Origin of the sequence: Chryseobacterium aurantiacum (assembly GCF_003020585.1) — a bacterium.
Taxonomy (GTDB): domain Bacteria; phylum Bacteroidota; class Bacteroidia; order Flavobacteriales; family Weeksellaceae; genus Chryseobacterium; species Chryseobacterium aurantiacum.
Genome location: NZ_PXUE01000002.1, coordinates 365,202 through 387,306, shown reverse-complemented (window position 1 = coordinate 387,306; position 22,105 = coordinate 365,202). Strand labels below are relative to the sequence as shown.

24 protein-coding genes are annotated in these 22,105 nt (G+C 34.0%); 20 read left to right on the top strand and 4 right to left on the bottom strand.

Translation table 11 applies throughout. The features are described from left to right. Positions 1–156 precede the first annotated feature (156 nt). On the top strand, positions 157–1,314 hold the full coding sequence (locus C7D53_RS08180; protein ID WP_106915897.1) for an MFS transporter: 1,158 nt from the start codon (positions 157–159) through the stop codon (positions 1,312–1,314). A 75-nt stretch (positions 1,315–1,389) separates the two neighbouring features. Here the strand turns inward: C7D53_RS08180 and C7D53_RS08175 are convergent, their stop codons facing one another. Continuing rightward, the gene (locus C7D53_RS08175) at positions 1,390–1,779 is read right to left on the bottom strand and encodes a hypothetical protein (RefSeq protein WP_106915896.1); all 390 of its coding nucleotides are present in this window, start codon (positions 1,777–1,779) and stop codon (positions 1,390–1,392) included. A 44-nt stretch (positions 1,780–1,823) separates the two neighbouring features. After that, on the bottom strand, positions 1,824–3,206 hold the full coding sequence (locus C7D53_RS08170) for an MFS transporter (protein WP_106915895.1): 1,383 nt from the start codon (positions 3,204–3,206) through the stop codon (positions 1,824–1,826). Positions 3,207–3,278: 72 nt separating this feature from the next. Between C7D53_RS08170 and C7D53_RS21150 the strand changes: the two genes are divergently transcribed. The 4 genes from C7D53_RS21150 (at position 3,279) to C7D53_RS08155 (ending at position 5,458) form a co-directional block, all read left to right on the top strand. Next, entirely contained in the window at positions 3,279–3,455 is a 177-nt protein-coding gene (locus C7D53_RS21150) for a hypothetical protein (protein ID WP_228422252.1), read from the top strand. A 170-nt stretch (positions 3,456–3,625) separates the two neighbouring features. Next, positions 3,626–4,084: a helix-turn-helix domain-containing protein gene (locus C7D53_RS21145; RefSeq protein ID WP_228422250.1), complete on the top strand. Its 459-nt coding sequence runs from the start codon at positions 3,626–3,628 to the stop codon at positions 4,082–4,084. Between the two features lie 118 nt (positions 4,085–4,202). Next, positions 4,203–4,697, top strand: coding sequence for a MarR family winged helix-turn-helix transcriptional regulator (locus tag C7D53_RS08160; RefSeq protein WP_106915894.1), 495 nt, complete (start codon positions 4,203–4,205; stop codon positions 4,695–4,697). Next, positions 4,694–5,458 (top strand): hypothetical protein, encoded by a 765-nt coding sequence (locus C7D53_RS08155; RefSeq protein WP_106915893.1) that lies wholly within the window; start codon positions 4,694–4,696, stop codon positions 5,456–5,458. Before C7D53_RS08160 ends, C7D53_RS08155 begins: the two co-directional genes overlap by 4 nt. Positions 5,459–5,520: 62 nt before the next feature. On the opposite strand, the gene C7D53_RS08150 is transcribed toward C7D53_RS08155, so the two are convergent. Beyond that, positions 5,521–5,754, bottom strand: coding sequence for a hypothetical protein (locus C7D53_RS08150; RefSeq protein WP_106915892.1), 234 nt, complete (start codon positions 5,752–5,754; stop codon positions 5,521–5,523). A 379-nt stretch (positions 5,755–6,133) separates the two neighbouring features. Between C7D53_RS08150 and C7D53_RS08145 the strand changes: the two genes are divergently transcribed. The 3 genes from C7D53_RS08145 to C7D53_RS08135 all read left to right on the top strand — a co-directional run bounded on the left by C7D53_RS08145 (position 6,134) and on the right by C7D53_RS08135 (position 10,629). After that, positions 6,134–7,618: an amidohydrolase family protein gene (locus C7D53_RS08145; RefSeq protein WP_106915891.1), complete on the top strand. Its 1,485-nt coding sequence runs from the start codon at positions 6,134–6,136 to the stop codon at positions 7,616–7,618. A gap of 54 nt (positions 7,619–7,672) precedes the next feature. Then, positions 7,673–8,608, top strand: coding sequence for a helix-turn-helix domain-containing protein (locus C7D53_RS08140; protein ID WP_106915890.1), 936 nt, complete (start codon positions 7,673–7,675; stop codon positions 8,606–8,608). Between the two features lie 218 nt (positions 8,609–8,826). Further along, positions 8,827–10,629, top strand: coding sequence for a BamA/TamA family outer membrane protein (locus tag C7D53_RS08135; protein WP_106915889.1), 1,803 nt, complete (start codon positions 8,827–8,829; stop codon positions 10,627–10,629). A 181-nt stretch (positions 10,630–10,810) separates the two neighbouring features. On the opposite strand, the gene C7D53_RS08130 is transcribed toward C7D53_RS08135, so the two are convergent. Beyond that, positions 10,811–11,296, bottom strand: coding sequence for a hypothetical protein (locus C7D53_RS08130; RefSeq protein ID WP_106915888.1), 486 nt, complete (start codon positions 11,294–11,296; stop codon positions 10,811–10,813). A 208-nt stretch (positions 11,297–11,504) separates the two neighbouring features. Here C7D53_RS08130 and C7D53_RS08125 point away from each other — a divergent pair, with 208 nt between their 5' ends. From C7D53_RS08125 to C7D53_RS20885, 12 genes are all read left to right on the top strand, one after another. Beyond that, complete coding sequence (locus C7D53_RS08125; protein WP_106915887.1) at positions 11,505–12,983, top strand: hypothetical protein; 1,479 nt, start codon at positions 11,505–11,507, stop codon at positions 12,981–12,983. A 412-nt stretch (positions 12,984–13,395) separates the two neighbouring features. After that, positions 13,396–14,028, top strand: a complete 633-nt coding sequence (locus C7D53_RS08115; RefSeq protein ID WP_106916709.1) for a hypothetical protein — start codon at positions 13,396–13,398, stop codon at positions 14,026–14,028. 7 nt (positions 14,029–14,035) lie between these two features. Further along, complete coding sequence (locus C7D53_RS08110) at positions 14,036–15,148, top strand: SMI1/KNR4 family protein (RefSeq protein WP_106915885.1); 1,113 nt, start codon at positions 14,036–14,038, stop codon at positions 15,146–15,148. A gap of 122 nt (positions 15,149–15,270) precedes the next feature. Continuing rightward, positions 15,271–15,798 carry a hypothetical protein gene (locus C7D53_RS08105; RefSeq protein WP_228422248.1) on the top strand — a complete coding sequence of 176 codons (528 nt, stop codon included), beginning with the start codon at positions 15,271–15,273 and terminating at the stop codon, positions 15,796–15,798. 165 nt (positions 15,799–15,963) lie between these two features. Beyond that, entirely contained in the window at positions 15,964–16,812 is an 849-nt protein-coding gene (locus C7D53_RS08100) for a DUF4303 domain-containing protein (RefSeq protein WP_106915884.1), read from the top strand. 90 nt (positions 16,813–16,902) lie between these two features. Beyond that, positions 16,903–17,664 carry a hypothetical protein gene (locus tag C7D53_RS08095; protein ID WP_106915883.1) on the top strand — a complete coding sequence of 254 codons (762 nt, stop codon included), beginning with the start codon at positions 16,903–16,905 and terminating at the stop codon, positions 17,662–17,664. Between the two features lie 56 nt (positions 17,665–17,720). After that, positions 17,721–18,416 carry an SMI1/KNR4 family protein gene (locus C7D53_RS08090; protein ID WP_106916706.1) on the top strand — a complete coding sequence of 232 codons (696 nt, stop codon included), beginning with the start codon at positions 17,721–17,723 and terminating at the stop codon, positions 18,414–18,416. 34 nt (positions 18,417–18,450) lie between these two features. Further along, positions 18,451–18,903, top strand: a complete 453-nt coding sequence (locus C7D53_RS08085) for a hypothetical protein (protein ID WP_228422246.1) — start codon at positions 18,451–18,453, stop codon at positions 18,901–18,903. Positions 18,904–18,936: 33 nt separating this feature from the next. Further along, positions 18,937–19,407, top strand: coding sequence for a hypothetical protein (locus C7D53_RS08080; protein ID WP_076355552.1), 471 nt, complete (start codon positions 18,937–18,939; stop codon positions 19,405–19,407). 42 nt (positions 19,408–19,449) lie between these two features. Further along, positions 19,450–20,214, top strand: a complete 765-nt coding sequence (locus C7D53_RS08075; RefSeq protein ID WP_106915882.1) for a hypothetical protein — start codon at positions 19,450–19,452, stop codon at positions 20,212–20,214. A gap of 46 nt (positions 20,215–20,260) precedes the next feature. Beyond that, on the top strand, positions 20,261–21,478 hold the full coding sequence (locus C7D53_RS08070) for a hypothetical protein (protein ID WP_106915881.1): 1,218 nt from the start codon (positions 20,261–20,263) through the stop codon (positions 21,476–21,478). A gap of 296 nt (positions 21,479–21,774) precedes the next feature. Then, positions 21,775–22,068: a contact-dependent growth inhibition system immunity protein gene (locus C7D53_RS20885; RefSeq protein ID WP_162926130.1), complete on the top strand. Its 294-nt coding sequence runs from the start codon at positions 21,775–21,777 to the stop codon at positions 22,066–22,068. Positions 22,069–22,105: the final 37 nt, after the last annotated feature.

Here is a 22,105-nt window from a genome sequence, read left to right as displayed (position 1 = left end):
TTATCACTTGAATTACTGTGATCAAATGTAAGCAGTTAATTTTTCTTTTTAAATGTCTTGTTTAAAATGGAATATAAAATATCAAAAATGGAATATATTTTATTGGATGAGTGTGACTAACTTCGCCAACGGAAATTTTAATCAAAATTTGTTATAATGCACGATAGAGAAAACTCTGCCAAGAGAATGCCGACAGCCTGTTTTTTACTTTTCTTTGCCCATGGACTCGTTTTTTCTTCCTGGGCGAGCCGGATTCCCATTATTAAAAACGCTCTTTCCATTAATGAAGCTGAATTGGGAACTCTTTTGCTTTTAATGCCGATAGGGCAGCTTTCTACAATGGTTTTGGCGGGAAAACTAATCAGTAAATACGGAAGCAGTCAAATTATTAAAAGCTGCTTTTTATTATATCCCGCTTTTCTTTTGCTGATCGGGCTGGCTCCCTCTTATTGGGTTTTGGCTGCCATATTGTTCTTTTTTGGAGTTACCGGAAATATGTGCAATATCGCCATCAATACACAAGCCATAGAAATAGAATCCATCACCAAAAGAACATTGCTGTCATCCTATCATGGAGCATGGTGCTTTGCAGGATTAATTGGAGCGGTGGTTGGCCTATTGATGATTAACCTGAATGTAGGCACATTTTATCATTTTGTACTTACTTTTGTCCTTGTGTTTTCCATTTGGTTTTATAGTAAGGGACATTTAACGAATATTATTCATAAAGTAGAGCCTCAAAGGCAGTCAATTTTAAAATTTGTTAATCCAACATTAGTAGGATTAGGAGTCATTGGATTTTTGAGTATGGCTATTGAAGGGGCCATGTTTGACTGGAGTGGGGTATATTTTCAAACCATTGTAAAGGCACCGGAAAAATTGGTTATTCTTGGGTATACGAGTTTTATCCTGATGATGACTCTTGGGCGTTTTGTAGGAAACCGCGTAATTGAAAGGTATGGGAAGAAAATTGTTCTTCAATGCTGTGGTATTCTCATGAGTGGTGGTCTTTTTCTAAGTGTTTTCTTTCCGGAACTATGGATTTGTATTATTGCTTTTATGATTATAGGCCTAGGCAGTTCTCTAAGTGTACCTTCAGTTTACAGCACTGTAGGAAAAGTGAGCAAAGTGGCACCAAGTATCGCCTTATCCTTTGTGTCCAGTATTTCGTTCCTCGGATTTTTGATAGGACCGCCGTTAATTGGTTACATCGCTGAATGGTTTGATCTAAGATATTCTTACGGCCTTTTTGCCTGCTTCGGAATATTATTGGCCATCATGGCAGGACAGATGAAGGTGTTTAGAAATAAATAAGAAATAACTCTTAACGAAGAAAGAACAGCCTGCTTTCAGAATATCAATAATTTTGAAAGCAGGCTGTTTCTATTTTTATATCCAATTCTCTATCAGATGGAACCATAGCGCTTTCTCTTCGTTGATAAGAAAGACTGCTGATGATTTTCTTTTGTTTGTAATTCTTTCCGTAGTCTGAGTTTCGACGTATGTTGCCAGTCCGTGATGATCAGAGTGATGTACTTCTATATTTTCAACTTGTACTATACGTTCCGGAAATTTTCCAAAAACCGTTGGAAGCCAATCAGAAAATTGAGATAAAATAACAGGATTTCCATCTCCGTTACTCATTTTGAAATCTGGAGAAAATCCTGAAAGAAGTTGTTGATAGAGTATTTCCTGGTTCTCTGCTTTTCCCTGAAACCATTTTTCAATATTCTGATGAAACTCTTTTACTTCTAGGATGATTTTTTCTGTGTTGTTCATAGATTTAAATGTATAATTTTTAATTTTAAATAAAGCCTTTTATATTAAAGCTGATCCATGTATTTTCTTAACCTGATATTGCCCCATATTCCCATAATCTGAAAACCTCCGATCATCGCAATTGTCAAAGAGAATGCCTCAGAAAAGCCTATTACATTTATCATATTGAAAAAAAGAGTTCCTATTATGGCGCCTCCGCTTACACTGCCTATCTGTATCCCAATACTTATGAGACCTGAAGCCTGTCCGGCTTTATCTTTAGTGATAAGGGAAATGGCTGTCCGCATCATAACAGGCATAATGGTTCCATGTCCTAATCCCGCCATGAATAAGGTAATATTGGTGATAAAAGAAGGTTTTTGCTGAACGTAGAAAGCCAATGCACTGAGGATAAATCCTGCCATTAATAGTCCCAGCCCAATGTAGGTTATCTTCTGAGGAGTAAGTCTTAGTTTTGAAACCATAAAAGGTCCCAGGAAAAAAGCAATTCCATAAGGAACAATAGCAAGCCCTGTCTGCATAGAGTCTTGGTGCAAGAACTGTTGAAGATAGTAAGGATAACAAATAAATAAGCCCGCCGTAAAATTGTAAAAAAAGATGATGAGAAGGCTTAATGCAAAAGGTTTATGTAGTAAAAGTGTCGGATCTATAAGTACTGGTCTCGCTTTTTTCATTAAATATCTTTCGTATTTAAAAAAAACGGTCAATAGAGCGATACCTGCAAACAGAATACAGAAAATCCACCACGCCCAATGGTATTTTTGTCCGAAGATAAGAGGACATATAAGCATAAGTAAAGCAAGAATTAATAACAGTGAACCTGTAAAGTCAATTCCGGAATGGGTGGCTTTATGATTATTATCCATGCTAAAATGAATCCCTATAATGCAGATAACCGTAATAGGTACATTAACAAGAAATACCATTTCCCAGGAAAAGCTTTGCCAGTGCATACTGAGAAGAAACCCGCCAAGCAGTTGGCCAATTACAGAGGCTAATCCAAATACCGAACTGAAAAGACTTACAGCTTTTGGCTGTTCCTTATCACTGAATAAAACTTTTATAGAAGCTAAAACCTGAGGGGCAAGAAATGATGCACCAACTCCCTGAAATAATCGGGAAATAATTAACCAAGTCATGGTAGGTGAAAAAGCACAGGCAAGGGATGAAAATAAGAAGATGTACAAACCTGTCATAAAGATTTTTTTTCGTCCATAAAGATCACCCAACTTTCCTCCGCAGACAACTAAAGCAGCATAGGTAAGTCCATAGATCGCAATCATCATTTGCAACTGATGATCGCTGGCTTTCAGAGCATTTTTTATGGAGGGTAAAGCCATATTGACAATAAAGTAGTCCAATGGTGAAAGAAAAGCGCCTGCTATCAGAAAATTGAGCGCCTGCCATCTTTTCGGATATGTATTCATAATTTTTTTATGCAAAAATAACCTCTTGATGTTCTGTTAAAATTGTACTTTTGGAGGAAAATATAGTGCGCTATGAAAGGGTTACATCTCGAAAGTATTGAAGTGAGAGAAATAAAGCTTAAGGATGAAGAGATTATTCTGAAAACTAAATCTTTTCTTTCATTTGTGTATGTTGTAAAAGGAAAGGAAAGCTTTTCATTATTCCACAGCAGGAATCTTATCATTTTGAAAGTGAAAATGCAGCACTGATCAGTATTGAATGCCCCATTGAATTTATCGATAAAATACGTCTGGAAGCAGATCGTATTGAAAGTTGTGAAAACCTCTATAAACTACAATACATAAGCAATAATTACCATGCACGGGCAGGATGTGTATTTCGAAATAAAAATGATGAAAGTTTTGCCGAAGCTCTTATTTTGCAAATTGCAAGAGAGTTTAAGAATAATGCAGAAGATTACTTAATCATCCGTAACTGCATTTCAATTTTGCTTAACCTTATTGCCAGAAATATTATTCAGAGTGAGACTTCAGACCTGCAGGAGAACAAAAAGGCATTTTCTATTATGAAGATCATCGCTTATATTCAGCAGCATATAAAAGATAGAGACAAGACAGGAATTCAGGCGATTGCAGATCATTTTGGTATTTCCGGAAACTATTTTGGAGAATACTTTAAGCAGCAAACCGGAATTTCTTATCAGGATTACCTATTAGATTATCGTCTGAAGCTGGTTGAAACCTATTTGCAATACAGCAGTGTAAGATTGAGTGAAATAGCCTATGAACTTCAGTTCAGCGATGAGAGTCATCTTTCAAAAATTTTTAAAAAATACAGAGGAGTTACGCCAGGAGAGTATCGAAGGAATCATAGATGAATATTAACTAGAATATTTATTTTTTCTGAAACCATTGTATATCAGGATTTTATTTTAAATTTACGTAGTCAACTATATAGTTGACTGTGTTTTATATATTTACATCAAATTTTTTAAAATGGATTTTGATTTTATTAAGGAATTAGGGTACAAGGCATTGGACAGCAGGCTAAAAAGAATCAGTGATCGGATGTCTCATGATGTCAGAAAATTCTATAAAGAGTTTGGAATAGACGTAGAACCCAATTGGTATCTTATTTTTATGCTGCTTCAGAAAAAGGAAGAAATGTCTATTACAGATATTGCCGAACCTTTGGGATATTCTCATCCGTCAGTGGTTGTTATTATAAAGAAAATGACAGAAAAGGGTTATTTAATTATAAAAAAAGATAGCATTGATAAACGAAAGCAGCTTGTTTCATTATCCCCAAAAGCTATAGAAATGCTTCCTCAGTTGAGGCAAATCTGGGACAGTTGTGAAAAAGCTATTTTACAGCTTTTAGTAAATGATCTGTCCATTTTTTCTTACTTAGATACAATAGATCAGGAATTAAAAAATGATTCCTTTCATCATCGTTTTAAACAGGAATACTTAAAATCAATAGACTCATGAAAACACTTATCGTATTTACCGCATTATTATTTTCTAACCTCATGATTTCTGCTACAGAAACGAAGATAATGATAAGAGCAAAGGCTAGGGATGCTAAATTTATAGGAAGTTCCCTTGGGGGAGCCCATATCATTGTGAGAAATAAGCTGAATCAAATGATTTTAGCCGAAGGAAATACAACAGGAAGTACCGGAAATACGGATCTCATTATGAAGACTCCCAAAGTAAGAGGTAATTCCATTGCAGATGATCAGACAGGGGGATTTATGGCCACAATTGATATTGATGAACCCACATTTGTTAATATAGAAGTGATCTCACCACTCAACAGTAGACAGGCACAAGCAATAGTAAGCACAGAACTATGGCTGATTCCCGGAAAAAATATTTTAGGAGAAGGAATCACTCTTGAGATCCCCGGATATATTATTGATATTCTAAAACCCAGAACCCACCAATATATTGGACTGAAAACCATTAAGGATAAACCCTTTTTGTTTCAGGCAAATATTGTTATGATGTGTGGATGTGTAATAGAAAAAGGTGGCGTTTGGAACTCTGATGAGATTGAAGTGAAAGGAATACTTAAAAAAGACGGGAAATTTATAAAGAATATTGACCTGTCTTGGGTTTCTACTAACCTATTTGAGGGTAGTCATATCATCAATACCGCAGGAAACTATGAGCTTGTGCTGTATGCGTACCATGAGAAAACCGGAAATACAGGAGTAGATAAAGTGAACTATGTAGTTTTTGAATAGCCAATGAAATATCAATTATTTATGAGAATGGTTAAGGATAGATTAAGCTAGAAACCGTATACTTAAAGATTACTAAATACATTAATAATAGCAGCAATAAGCTCCTTTTCCACAGGAGGGTTGGAAGAGGCTTCCGGTACAATTGCCCTCAGATTACACTCGTCATCACGCTCGAAAACTACTTCACAGCCATTAACATCAACATAGAATTTGTAACCGTGAGAAAATGTTGCCAGTCGTACATTGAATGTGAGATCTTTGCCTTTATAAGTTACGGGTAATTCAAATTCTTCCATTAATTTCTTTTATATACACTTTTTACAGGGTGCAAAGATACAATGTTATTGCTTATTTATTGATACAGGTTGGAGCAGAAGAATCTTCATTGCATATATTTTCCAATGCAAATACAGTAATAGAATCAATAACCGCCGTTTACTTCCAATTACACTACTGAAAATGTTCTTCGTATAGAATAGTCTTTTTTTATTTCGTAAGCAGTTGACAATCAGTAAATCTTACTTTGTTGTTTGACGTTACAGATGATAATTTCGAATCTTAAAAGCCTTTTTACCGAAAAAAGGACTAGTATTTCCGAATTTATGATCAAGTAGATGAATAGAATGAAAACTAATTTTGCTATAGGAAATCAACAATAAAAACCCAACATTTTATATGGAAAGGAGGAATTTTTTTAAAATAGCAGGTTTGGCTACTATGGCCGGCCTTATAGATACTCATTTTAGCTGGGCTCAGAAAATAACTGAACATGGACAAAAATACATTAATGACGAAGAGAATGGCAGATTATTGATTAAAGGAGCTCAGATTATTACTATGGATCATAGAAATACAAGACTTTTGGGAGACATTCTCATTCAAAACGGAAAAATAGAAAAAATAGCCGAGCATATTCAGAGCGAAAATTGTAGGATTATTGAGGCTGACGGAAAATTTGTTCTTCCCGGATTTATTAATACACACAATCATATGTGGGAGGGTATTACCAGAGGTTTTTCTGCAACAATGACTATGCCAGAGTATATGGATTGGCTGATAAAGAAAATTGGTCCCGCATTAACTCCTGAAGACGTTTATCTTGGTACTTTGATTTCAGCACTCGAACAGGTTAATGCAGGAGTAACAACAGTATTGGATTGGGCACATGCCACTAATTCTCCGGAATATGCAGATGCAGGAGTAGATGCTTTGCAAGAGTCCGGAATAAGAGCTGTTTTTGCTTATGGCTTATTAGGTCCGGCTTTTCGTTATCCTTACTCAGAAAAACAAGGAGGAAAAAAATATCTTGAGGACGTCTACCGAATGAAAAAAGAAAGACTTACTTCCGGAGATGGATTAGTAACACTTGGTATAGCAACCACAGTACCGGAACACAAAGACATTAATAAACTAAAAACAGAAGCCCGGGCAGCAGAAGAATTAGATGCTTTGTTGACTATGCATATTGGGCCATTACCTTTCAGAGATATCGGTACAATGAGAATTGCGGATCTGCATGCAACAGGAGTCATCAATCACCGGTTCAATTTCGTGCATGGAAATGATATTACTGAAAGAGAATTTCATTACATAAAAGATAGTGGCGCTTCACTCTCTGTAACTCCTGAAGTAGAATGGCAAATGGGGCATGGAGTACCTCCTTTATTACAGTCATCACAAGCCGAGATTACTCTGGCCCTTGGTACTGATGTATCTGCAAGTGTAAGTAATGATATGTTTGCTCAAATGAGGTCTGCCTATTCCACAACACTTGGAATGGCTCATCAAAAAGCAGTTGGAGAAAATAAACTCTTTGAACAAAAGCTTCCCGTTACTTTAAATGATATTTTGGCAATGGGAACAATAGGTGGAGCGAAAGCCCTCGGTCTGGATCACATGACAGGAAGTTTGGAAGTTGGAAAGCAGGCAGATATTATCCTTATAGAAAATAAAGCAATGAATATGATACCTGCCACAGACCCCATTGCTACTATCGTTCTGCAGGCACACCCTGGTAATGTGGATACCGTAATTATAGGAGGAAGAGTGCTGAAAGAAAAAGGAAAACTTTTGCAACATCAGATTGATTCAGATGCTATGTTTAGTAAAATTCAGACTGCTTCTGACAGATTATACACTAAAAGTATAAAGTCACAATAAATCTTAATTTATTCGAATAAATTAAGTGTAAATTGTAATAAATATAATGCGTTGATGACAAAACCAATTATTCCACTTCTTACGATGCAAGAGGTACAAAAATTATTTGAACCTAATATAGTATCAAAACCAAAGTTGGACTCTGAAAAAGCTCTTGAGGAGCATTCATCCTTTTTGCTGTTAGAAGTTTCAGGAAATAATAAAGAATCCATTGTTTTCCGGGCTGAATATAATGCTTTGATATTATGCATTTCCGGAACCTGCGACAAAGAAGTTGGGATACATTCCTTTACCATGAAGCCCGAAAGTATTCATTTGGTGAGAGCAGGGCAGCTGCAGAGTTTTAGTAATCAGACAGAAGATGTACATTGTTTTATTCTTTGTTTTTACACCCATATTTGGAAAGATTTTCCAGTAGTTTACTCTACAATGGAAGAAATGCTGAATCTGGATAATGAACAAGCACCCAATTTTAACTTAGATAGCCATGCTTTTGAGCAGATTTTTCAACGATACAAGAAGATTGAAAGAGAGCAGGAGCAGAAAGATCCTTTCTACAGTGCTGTGTCAGGCTTAATTATTCTTGAGGTTTTATACCTTATTAAAAGATCAACTTTACTGAATCTTACAAAAGAAAAAGAAAAGAAACGTTCTGCGCAACAAGATAAATGGCTAGCTTTCAGAAAATTGGTAGAAGAGCATTTTCAGACTCATAAATCAGTTAAAGAATATGCCAGCCAGCTAAATATCAGCCCTAAATATTTAAACGAAATAGTGAACAGGGAAACCGGAAGTTCTCCCACAAAGCATATACAGCAGCGTATTCTTGCAGAAGCTCGGTACCTGTTAGCTTTTACTGATATGTCAGTTAAAGAGATTGCTTATTTACTGCAATTTGAATCTTCCACCTACTTTGGAAAATTTTTTAAGAGAAAAACAGGCAGCTCACCCTCTGCCTTTAGACAAAAGAAAAATAATTTTCCATATTAATAATCAATGAACTCTTTATGATGTTATTTAAGTCAATTACCATTACTTTAAAGCAAAAATAGAGGGCTAGATGAAAAAGTATAGTTCCAATACTGAATATTTTCAATAATAATGAATACCTTTATCTTTTGCATGCAAAGATTCTAGATATTACTACATTTTAAGCGTTCTAGACTTGTAAATGGATGCTAGAAACTTTATTGAATTTTTGATTATTGATGAACAAATCGGCTATATTTTTAATTTTCTTTTTAAATGGTTTTTTCTTTTTAAATGCACAGGAAAAAAAAGACTCACTTTATTACAAGATAGAAGAATTTTCGGATAAAAGAAAAGTTACCAAATTTATCCATCGTTTGATATTCCGAAGGGAGGCTGATTCTACTTCTGTTAAATCCAGAACAGAAAAAATGCTGCAGGAGACTTATAATAAAAAGTACATCCGAAAGATCAGGGTAGAAACCATTGATCCCTTTGGATATGACTCTAAAGACGAAAAGGAAAAATTAAAATGGTACGATTGGTTTAAAGATCATCTTCATGCTGCCACAAGAGCTTCTACAGTTAATAATTATTTACTTTTTAAGGAAGGTGAAGAATATAATGCACAGAAACTCTACGAATCTGAACGTTTACTGAGAGCAGCACCCTTTATCAACAGGGTTAATATCAGTGTTTCTGACAGTACCTCCGGTAAAGACTCTATAGACGTTGTGGTAAGAGTTCTTGATTCCTGGAGCTTAAAGCCAAGAATCAGTTACTCAGGAAGCAAAATTGGTTTAGGGGTCACTGAAGAAAATGTACTGGGATTAGGCCACACCCTTGATTTCCTTTATAGAAATGATTCCAAAGAAAAGCAGGATTATCTTTTGGGAAGCTATACCACCTACAATCTTTTCGGTTCATACATCAATGCCCAGATTTTGGGAGAAAGAGATTTTTTAAGAAATGAAAGGGTTAATTTTAATTTTAGGAGAGATTTCTTCTCACCTCTAACCAAATGGGCGGGTGGCTTTACATTCGAATACTTTAAACGAAATGTTTTACTTCCAACAGATACGGATACTAATAATTTCCCTGAAGTTCAGATTAAAGTTTATAGTCAGGATTTATGGGGTGGTTATCAAATTCCGATTTCATCTGATTCTAATGAAAAAGTTTCCAGTAATATTGCTGTGATAGGAAGGTTCCAGAATTATCAGTATAAAGACAGTCCGGGAATTGACCAGTATAAATACTTTAGCTCCTACAACAGTTTTCTGATGTCTATTGGATTTATCAACAGAAAATTTTCAGTGCAGAAGAATATTTTCCAATATGAGCTGCCGGAGGATATTGCCTATGGTAATTCATTGAATCTTACTGCCGGAGCTTTATCAAGAAGCAAAGAAGTAAATCCTTACGTAGGAATTTCTGCATCCTATGGTAATTTTACGAAACTAGGATATTTCACTATAAAAGCACAGTTTGGAAGATTTTTCAATGAAGATAATCAAAATCGTGAATCTTTTCGTCTGGACGGAACCTACTTTACAAATCTTATGGATTGGAAATTTGCGAAAGCAAGACACTTCTTTTCTCCCACTTTAGCGTTGGGAAATCCACAGCATAATTATTCCTATAAAGACAGAATCAATCTTACTTCTGCAGATGAATTTCCTATTTACAATTCAGACTATATCGGAACTAAAAAGTTGGTGTTGAGATATCAGCTTCAATTGTTTATTAATAAAACCTGGAAGAATTTTCATTTCAGTCCTTACCTCACAGCAGCAGCAGGCTGGTTGGGTATGCCAGACGATACACTGTTTAAAACAAAGACAAACACGAAAATAGGGATTGGTGTTTTAATTAATAACCCGTATCTGGTTTTCAACAGGATTCAAATTTCTTTCACGTATTATCCACGCGTTCCTTTTGATAATAATTCTGCTTTTGATTTTAACAGCAATCGAAATAATCTGCTTCCGCTAAATAGTTTCACAACAGATATCCCTCATTTTGTAAATTTTGGAAACTAATCATCTTCTTGCTGAGGTAATTTTTACTTCACTTTAGATTTTAATAATATGAGACTCAATGATACGTCTCATGCAAATGAAAAAATGACAGTTCGATTCAATCAAGGCCATAAGACCGAAAAGAATCGAACTGTCATTTAATATGGAGTGGATGCTCCCTGAGAAATTAATCTTAAACGATCTATTTCTTCGGATTTAGAGAGAGGTTATCCATGTAAACAGCTTGATGTACACCATTCAATAAAACCTTCAGTCCCAAATGTGAGTCTTTCTTTAAAGTAATAGTTACTACTTTTTTCTCTCCCGTTATTTTTGAAGGTTTAGCTATTGAAACATAGGATTTTGTATCAGAAGGATTGTTTATAGAGAAAAGCTCCAGTGTTGTTTCTCCTCCGTTATCAGAAAGATCAAGAGAAAGAGTATAGGTTCCTGCCTTAATTTTTGGGGTTACCAAATACATATTTTCTCCTGGGCTGTTCATTGAGTAAAAAGTAATCTTTTTATCATTGGCATAAAGCATTGCTTTTCCAGACTGAGCAGTCCAGCATTTGTTAATATCTTTCCATGTATCAAAATTTTCTACAAGGGTAGATACCGTTTTACACTGTGCATTGGCTGTTAGAAATCCGCCTAATACAGCTATTCCCGTTAATAAGAGTTTTTTCATGTATTAAAATATAAAATTGACAAGTAAAAATAGGTAAAAAGACTGTATGGGTAAGATCTTGTTTTTATGATTTAAGTTAGGTTTATAGGATTCTGAATTATATTTCTTTGTCAGCATGCATTGCCATAAAATATAGCTGATAATCGGGATTGTCTTATTCTTCAATTCTCTCTAATATTGGTTAATATGATGAATAATATTTCAGAGCATGAAAACAATAGCATTTAGTTTTCTTTTTATGTTGGTATCCGCTACGGCTTGTACCCAAAAAAAAGAGCATTCCCCATTAATTTCTCCAAGAATGAAGCCCATCAATAGTGTTCCTTTTTTAACGAAGCAAAATGATTTTATCTATGTAGATAAAACAAGTTTGAAACCAATTACTAATCAAAAGTTTAAAAGAGCATCGGTATATACGCCTACAGGTTTTGCAACAGTTGGAAATGAAAAAAATGAATATGCAGTTATAGATGAAAATGGAAAAATAATTTTGAATTTTTCAGAGGAGGACATTCACTTAAGTGTTGTAAATGGACTTACATTTTATAAAAAAGATATTGAATACGAAAAAAAAATGCCTGTCTGGAAATGGGATTGGAATATTATGGGCGGTGGTGTCAAAAAAGAACAAACCTATCATAAAATAGAGATTGGAGTTTTAGAAACAAAACAAATCCTATTGGATGAAAACATTCCTTATCAGGATAAAAGTTATTATCTGAATTTTGTTTCAGTAGATGAAAATCACATTTTTTGGAATGGAAATCTTTACGAAATTAGAAAAGGCCGTTTAAATAAAATAGAAAAAAACATTGCTGAGCTGTTAGAGAATAAACGTTCTATTAAAGCTTCAAATACAGATTTTTCAATATATGAATTGGGTCAGAAAAAAGCAATTCACAGCGGTATGAAAGGAATTGAAACCATTCAGCTTCAGTTTGGGAAAGAAACCATTACAATGACTGATATTAATAAAGAACGCTATCAACCGGAAATTCCTAAACTTTTAGTAGACAGTAAAAACAATGATATTTATCCTTTTCCACAATATGAAAAGGTATTTCCGAAAGAAATTATAAAGGCAACAGCTTCGCAGATCGACTTTATTAAAAAAACTTCCCTGGTGTATTCTATAACCAATTCTCCATATTTTTTATTGGGAGTTTTTAACTATGATCATGAGATCTGGGCGTTTGATTGGCTTTATATCGATACCAAAGGAAATGTTGTAGATACCATTGATAAATATAATTTTAAGGTTTTGGACCAGGTCGGGTATATGGTATGGCCAGACCGAAAAATGATTATACCCAATCAATTCATTAACAAAAATTGGAAATTCGGGAAAATAAACTCTTATCGTGGTATGAATGATCTGTATCTTATTCGAATTGAAGATGAAAAACGAGTAAGAACCATAGGCTTGTGGAATAGCGACAAAAATAGTTGGGAGATAAAGCCTGAATATCATAATATCTCAGTTTTGGATGTAAAAGAAGAGATCTATGCTCTTCAAAAAGAGGAAAATGGCTTGTACACTCTTTATGATAATAAGACCCAAAAAAAATTGGGATCCAAAGCTTATAAATCCATTAATTCTGATGGTTTGGTGAATGCCGGATTTAGTTCTCAGGAAAGTATCTATTATTATATTGATATCTATTCCGGGAAAGAATACAAAGAATAATATAAACAGGCCTACCATTACTTAAATAAATCCAACAACTAAATATTTGATTTGAATATGCTTTCATCCGCAGATTTACACCTTGAAAGAGCATTGGTTCTCATTGCCTTGATTCTTTTTTTTGGCGCAGGGTTTTCCTGTATGTTCATTATTTTTATTATTAATTCTGTAAAAAAGAAACAGAAAAATATACTCTATTATGTCTTTTCATTTCTAATTTCCGGAATTATTGTATTAGCTTTAGTCGCATTTTATTTTTATGTGATGTTAATGGGATAAACCGAAATCCATACATCTTGAATCATCTGCCAGAAACAAAATTCAGAATATATTAAACCTGATCTAGCACAAATTATATGTTTCTGGACAAGATATAAAGAAAATTAAATAAGAAATTTTAAATATGACAACTATGAATTTCAGAAAGCTATTACCCGTTATTGCTTGTGCTATAAGTGTATCATCTTTTGCACAGATAAGAACAGGAGTATATTTTTCTTCAGATAAAAAATACAATGAAATTATTGAAGATCTTGGAAATCCCTTACCAGGAAATCCGGTGATGATTGTACAGTCATTTGTGCCTAATCATGGAAGTTATGTTTGGTTTTTGAATGAAAGCAAGTCTGAGAAACCTGCTTATTTGGATGAAAGTCCAAAAGATTTGCATGCCGGGATTTTTCTGGAAGATCATGGCGGGCTCATTCCGCAGATCACCTTTAAAGGCTTTGCAGGAGGTCTGGCACAACCTAAGTATCTCATTAATTTCTGTGAAATTGGTGATGCAGACAATGATGGTTTTCCTGAGTTTTATCTTACTTATTTTGAAGAATCTGACGGTTTAGATGCCAAGCCCCTGAAAGTCATTGTCTATACCAATAAGGGTGAAAAAACATTTTCGAAATCAAAAATCACCGGATGGATTCCATTTCAGGAAGAAGATCAATATCGTGAAGAAAAAGATGCCCAATTCAAATTATTACCTAAAGCAATAAGGTTGAAAGCCGAAAAAATATTGAAAGACGCCAAAAACGGAATGAACTAGAATACTTATGAAACTACCCAACCAATGGCATCACTTTATCAAAACATTTCAGAAGAAATTTGATTCTGAAATAGTAGATGATATTGTACACATTTTTCAAGATGAAGAAACCATCAACGAACGTTTTACTACCCATGAGTTTGAAATATATTTACCTGATTATATTCCGGTAGCTGACGACTCTGGAGGTCAGCTAGCTGTAATTTCTAAGAATGATAGGGATACAAAGGTATATCTTACCTCATACGGAACATTGCAGGAAAAAGAGTTCCGAATATTGGATCGTGATCTATTGCATTGGATGCAGCAAAAATTTCCTTTTGATCAGAAAGAAAGTGAAATGACGGAAACGACAGCAGAAGAGCAAGCTGTATTTGAAAAAGAAAATGATTGTCTGTTGCAAAAAGTGAATCAATTTCCATTGCTCCTGAATTTCTGGAAGAAAACCTATTCAATCGAGAATTTATGTCTGCCGGAAAATTATCCGGTAATAGACAATATTTTGGCGTTCCAAGAGGGATATGCTTTTAGTTCTGTTGTAACGGATAAATTAATAGGAGAAAAGGCTGGAGACTTTAAAGAAAGCTGGTTAGTGATAGCTAGCAACTATTTTGCAGATCCTTTTTTTATTGATTTTAATGAGGTACAGAAGAAGTTTCCTGTATATTTTGCCTATCATGGTGCAGGAAAATGGACTCCTATACAAGTTGCGGATAATATCAGCGAATTTCAAGAAATACTAAGCAAGATTTTCGAAAATAGATTTGATAGAAACTATCTTGATTCTTTTCTAAAAGAGCTAACAATTTCAGGCAACGAGTTTTGGGATGAGGTGTACCAAAATGTATTAGATATGCCGGATCGTACAGAAGAAGAGCAAAACGAAAAGAGTGACGAGTCAGACTGGCGCGAAGCCGAAGTTTACATCATAGATATAGGTCCCAATAAAATGAAAATTATTTCTTTATTAAAGGAAGCATACAAATTATCAGGGACTGAAGCTCTTCAAATGAGTAAACAAAACCGAATATTATACCATAAAGGTCCTTACAAGTGGATACAATCAAGTGTCCGGGAATTAGAGAATTTAGGAGCAACAATAGAAATAGTCATGCTATAGATGTAAGGGTGATAATGTTGCTGCCCTGAAATTCTGTTTACCATAAAAACCACCGTTTTCAGGGATATTTTCATCTGGCATCTTTTGTTACTTTTAACTCACATATTTTTAAAAGTAAAGCGGTGAAATATTTCATAATTTTAACTTCATTTTTAGCATTGTCCGGCTGTAAAACCGGTGTGCAAAAACTGAAAATTTCTGCCATTTATACTGAACCCAAAAAAGTTACCAGAGAAATTCCTGGAACAGATTCAACACATATTTTTACCACTCGTACAGAAGTTACAGAGCGACTGGCTCCTATGATTTTTATGCTTTCTAAAAATGCTGAAATGCTCAAATTTCGTATCCAGGGAAATATCAGTTCCAGTGGGCATTCCATTCATCAGATAAGAAAAATTCGTTTTGAAAAAGGAGAACAAAATGGAAATTACATGACCCTGAGGTATTACGTGGAGATTAAAAAAATGCCCGGCAAAGAAAGTGCTAATGTACAAGGATATAACTATACCAAAGATGAGGCCTACAAAATACCAGATGATGTCAAATTAATAAAAATAGAATTGTACGAGGATAGGATCAATGAGATATCAGATACGAATCCCAAGCTTATAGCCGAACCAATCTTTAATTTTTTTGCAAAAATCTAAATACTTGAAAATGATAATACGTATTTCGGAACGTAAAGTAAGATGCCCATTCTAGGAAGCTCTACAACTATGGTATGGTTTCAAAAGCAGGAGTTCAAGATTGCGACTAATTTTAGAATTATTTTTAAACGGAATGAGGGCACTCTTATCGAAAAATATTAAGTTATGAGTAAAAACAATAATAAGATAAATCTTACTGAAGAAGAGGCTGTAAAAATAATTGTTGAGCTTGACCGGATTGTCGTTTCATTCGACAAAATAAAAAGTCATTTTGCAGAAGAAAAGGATATCCAGAAATATGATAAGACCCTCAGTGATTATATTGTTAACGAAAAAGTAAATCAGACACTGGCACAAATCAAAAGTTTATTATCTTCCAAATTTTCACTTACGATAGGTGAGGATGAAGCATGTAGCAGGAATCAATATTGGTCTCCGGAAGATAAAGAAATTCCGTCCCTTTCATCAAATTTTGAAAATTGGCATGAAGAGAATTTATCAACACTTACTTATTCTATAATTAATGATTTTAATTGTCTCTATCAGCTTTTAACCAAGAAAAAACAAAATATTTATGCCTTTGCTTTGGTATTGGATGATGATTGCATAACTGCTTATTCGGTAGTTTCTACAAAAGAAAGTCTAAAGAAACTTCATAAAAATAAAGAATGGGACGCTCCGGAATGGTGCTGGGGTGTAGGAGATGGCGATGTGAAAGAGGGAGTAAGCAGTTTTATTGAACAGCTTTTGAAGCATTATTGGAATAATATTGCACCATTATTTAAGCAAGGTTTTGATTATGCTCCGGAACGTCAAAAAAATCTACAGTTATTTACAGATGCCATGTGTAGGGCCAAGCATGAACTTGTGAAAAAATATGGCAATGAAGTTGAAAAGATGGCTTTTTACATAAGTATACCGGGAGAACCGATTGTAGAAAAAAACAGTGCACTAGCCATTAATAATAAAGATAATACGAAAGTAAAAGAGCTATTGGATAGCTTATACATTTAAAAACGGAGTACTTTCTGCAGATTAATTTGAAAACAAAATTCAACAAAGCGGAAATCAAATGTATTTTACTTTAAAAATATCCATTTTTATATGAATATGAAATTAATAGATTGTACCAACCATAATTTACAAACATTTGGAGTGGTTTGCGGACATCTTAAGACCAATGGAAAGAATTTAGGCTTCAATGAAGAAGAAGTTGAAGACCAAAGGAAACCCGATGCCTGGTGCAATGATTGTCATGAGCGTTGGCAATTCATGAATCAATCTGAAATAGAAAGAGAGCAATGGGAAGAGATATGCGATTTTAAAGTTGTATGTGGTGTTTGTTATGAAAAAATTAAAGAAGAAAATCAAACGGTCAATAATTTTGACGTAGAAGTTTTGCCTGTTGAAAAAATTGAAAATCAGCTTTCAAGACAAGAATATTCTACCATGGCAGCCGAATATTTCCCGGTGTGGGTGCCTGATTTGTATGTAGAGATGATTTCAACTCTTGATACACAAGTTATTTCTATAGAATCAAAACTATTGAATGTAGAAGAAGCATTGAAGATCAATTTATATAGAGAAAAAACAGATGAATGGATTTTTGCAACAAGCACAGGCGAAGATTATTGGACGTTTGATAGGGAGCAAAACATTATTTATTATGAAAGATTAGGTGATGAATTCGTTACAAAAAAAATGAATATTCATTTTGATCAATGGTTACAACTTTGTTTTGTTCTGCAAAAATTAGATCGTATTCAGGAGAAATATCTGGTTACCATTGCCCTTCAGAAAGCATTACAACAAAGCTTTTCTATCATCAATCCGGTATTGGCTGACCACTTTAAAAATATTATTTAACGATAAATGTCTGAGAAATACCGGAAATATTTAGAAAATCGGGTTAAAACATGCCTATGAATACTTTACAAGACTTAGAAAAGGAATTTAATTTTACTTACCCTGAGCTGTATAAACAATTATACGATGACGGGATGATCATTGACGATATAGGCTGGAATACTGATGTTCTTTTTTCTACGTTAAAGGAAAATCCTCCTTTGCTTTTATTTGGAAACGATATCGAAATTTGGGAACCCATCTCTTTTCGTGAAGGAATCAGGGAAATTATTCATCATGAGGTCTACGACATCGACCCCAAATACCGAATGGTTCCTTTTGCAAGCAATGGAGCGGGTGATATGTATGTTTTTCAATTGGATAAGCAGGTGAATGGAGAAGTTCCCATTACCTTTTTTCGGCACGACTCAGACGCTGAAATTGTAGCAAAAAACCTTCAGGACTTTATCTTTAGACAGCTTTTGGAATCTTTAACAGAAATAGATGAATATTCAATGTTCTATGAGGATTCTGAAGAGAAAATCAAACAAAATCTGGATAATCAGCTGAAGACACACCGTAAATATTTAACACCCGAACATGCTGAAATTCTGGAGAATGTTCACCAACGTGATATTTTTGAATATACCTACAAAAATAATGGTAGCGAGTTCAAAAGGAATGGTCTATTAACTTTTGATGAATTTGAGAAACTCATTAAGCAGGAAATTGCTTTTGAAAAATTAAATACAAAATTTGATTATTGGAAATAGAGTAGTTGACTCAATAATTATAAAAAACACAATGATGAAAAAGAATTTTGTCCTCCCGTTTTTGAGTGTCTTGTTGATTATCCTCTTCAGTTGTAAAAATCCGGAAAGAAAAAAAACAAATTTCCAGAATTATCTGAAAAACACCAACTGGATTGTTGATAGTGGTGGACTTATGACCCCAGATGGCGAGAAAACCTATGATTTATCCAAGAGAATAGATAATGCTATTATTTTCAACTTTCATGCTGTAAATTTTTTGGATGAAGAAAAATTCAAAAGTTATGACGCATGGCAATGTGGAAACGATTGCTTCACAGAGGTATATGGCAGATATTATTTTACGGAAGCCAACCAGATAAAAATGGAAGTAGATAGTATTAGAAAATCTGAATTCTGTGATGTACCTACCCAAATTTTTAAACCATCAAAAGAGATGTTTTTTAATCTTGTAAAAGAAAAAGAGAAATTACAATTAGTAAGAAAATAAAATGACGTTTCAAATGTCAAATTTCAGTATGATATGAAAGATATAAGAGAGGGATTTAACCACCATAAAGTTATTCTGAAAATAAAACAAAAAATTGAGAATCACTATTCTGATAAATTTACATATGCTATGCCTGATTGGGCTATGATGAGTGCTGCCCCTGATATTATATCCATTCTTACTATTCATAGTGAAGAGGGAGTACAGATAGCAAAACAAAAAGTTAATTTTCCAGTTGATTTTTATAACATTTCCTCTGTTGTAGACTATGTAGATTTTTTATCTCATCAAATGAATACTCAGAAAGAAATAATAGGATATGTAGTTTTTTATAATAAGAATACGCTCATTATAAAAGATCCCAATTATTTGCAGGATTTGACTGCATTTCAAGAAAATGAACTTAACAAGTATAACCAGGCTCAATCACAAGTTGATATTTCTCTCATGCTTACAGACCAAAATTGGGACGAAGTAAATGTACTTGATGATTTGTTAAGCTAGATGGAATAAATACACTTCAGTTAAAATTTAAAAGAAAATAGAATGACAGATTTAATAAGAATATTCCCTGCTTATGAAGCCGTATTTTATGATGACATTGAAAATCATAAAAAATATTTTCTTCCGATTTGTTCAATTAATTTAAAGATGATTGATCCATCAGAAGATCAATGGCTGCATATTGTTTCTGTAAAGGAAATTTATGACGGTTGTGTCGGGGAAGATAAGCCGGAATATCACACACAATTTACCAAAGCCGATATGTTTGGCTTTGATGTTATAGACGGCAAATACAAATTTGATGCAGATTGGAACTATTTTTCAGCACACACCGTTATTTCTCCGCAAGATTATGGAAACAATTATTCAGATTTGGAAATTGAATACAATATGAATGATGCGATGTATCAATTAAAGAAGGAATACTACCAAAAACATAATAAACTTTATGATAAAGATTTCAATCGGCCGGGTTTAGAAGTCTACGACATTCGCCGTTTAGAGCGTTTGCGTAAGCTTAGCGTTGAAGATTTGGAAGAAGACAAATACTCAGAATATGCAGAGGAACGGTTACAAAATAAGATTTTCGGTATTTTTGAAGAACTTAATATCAATGCGCTCCCCTTAGAAGAATGCAATTTCGGAGGTGAAAACCTCATTGAAAAACCCTTTAAAACCGATGGAACCCTGATGGATTATATTGCATGTCTGGAAGGCTATGATTTTCAACAAAATTCGGCAGACCAAGTGTTTTTATTTTATGACAAAGAGATTAAAAAGGCTGTAATTTGTTTAGAATACACTTAATCTGAAAGAAAATTCAACTTTGCAAAATATATAAGAGAAATAGTAAATGGAGAATAAAGAAACCTGGATAGACGGAAATACGCTTTTTTATAAAGATCATGGTAACATTGAAAATACAAATATTAATGCACTAAAATATGCTTATGTACAGATTTTAGGAGACGTACCCTTTCTGTTTATTTTTACAGATCATCAACACTATATCTCTACTGAACTGCATGGTTTTGAGGAAGTATATCACGAACTATCGGATCGTTTTCATTTTGATGACGAAACTTTTTTTGCCGTACGTAAGGCCAGAAAAGAAGATGATAAAGTGAAAATTTGGGCAAAAAAAATGCCTCAGAATTATAAAATCCTGAACGAGTATCTGAATGATGGTGATATTGGCTATGAAGTATATGCAGAGCCCAAACAGATGATTTCCTGGGATACTACCTATGAACAATTGGAAGCATTGGGTTGTGTAGAAGCTTATTTTACCGACTTCGGGGCTAAATATTTAAGATTCAAATATCCGGTTAGAATAGAAGGTATTCTTATTGATCAATTGGAAATATATACAGACAATGTCAGTACTAATCGCCCTGTACAGGAGTTTTTCGTAAATCTGTACGATGAAACCAATACCGATAAAAGCTACAAAAAACTACGCGAACTATGGATTGATGACGATATTGATATTAATAAGTACGGTTATGAAAGAGACGACCAATGTTACCTGCAATTTGCTTTGGTAGACGGTATAAGTGCTTCTATTTGCTATACTTATGATAAGGAATATGGGTATGATGATGGAAGTACATCGCTTCATTTTTATAACAAAAGACAATACAAGTATTTTTTAGAAAATAAAGAATATGAAGAAGTGATGGAAATTTCCGAATTAATATCATTCCCCAATAAATTAGAGTTAAGCGTTAAGTATATTGATAATGATGGAGTTAAACATATTCCACTTAAAGTAAAAGAACTGCTGCAAGAAAAAAGTGGTATCTGGCTGGACCGTGTTAATAATAAAATCGGATTTGCGGGAATAGATACTGCATTGATTTTAGATCTTGAAAACATTAAATATTTTACCTTTCAGAATGTTCTTCCCGCAAAAGGAGCAGGGTATGCAGATCTTATTGTTCATCTTAAAACAGAAAATTATTTGTATGTTTTTACAGAGGATACCTATTTCTTCGATCAGTTTGCTGCGCAATTGGAGCAAAGGACGAAAAGGGCGGTTGAAATCCCCAAAGCGTATTATAACTGTTAAATCATGTAATAGGAAGCACAGCTAAAGAAAGCCCCGATCACTTATCTTTCAGAGTGATGGGGTAGAGTCCTTACAAAGTTTAGCACGTCTTACCAGTCTGGAAGAACTAACTATTGAAAAGGCAAATTGGTGGATAAAAATATTTCTTTTCTCGATAAATCCCAAATCTGGAATACAGCATCGAAAATCGGAAGCTTTGGTGCAGGAAATAATAATTAAAAGTCTTGGAAAGTCTGTATTTTGATTTTCTTAAGCTTTAAAAACAGCCTTGCCATGGCTAATAAAATTAATTAATGATGGATAACTTTCAAGTCAATTTTCCTGTAACATACCAATTACTTTGCGCTTGGTTTAGCGACATAGATTATGAAGATATTACCTATGAAGAGGTGATTGGGAACTATAAAAAGGTAACAAAGAAACAGAACTTAGATTTATTAAAATTAGAATTACCAAAATTAAAAAAGGAACTAGATAAAAATAAGATTGATCATCAATACATATCTCATCTTTCGAATATTTATTTTGAAAATAATGATGATGTATTGAAATGGCTGAATGAGATATTGATCTATCTGGATGGAAATTAAATAGAAAATCTTTCGCTGTAGAGCAGGGTTTTCAAAA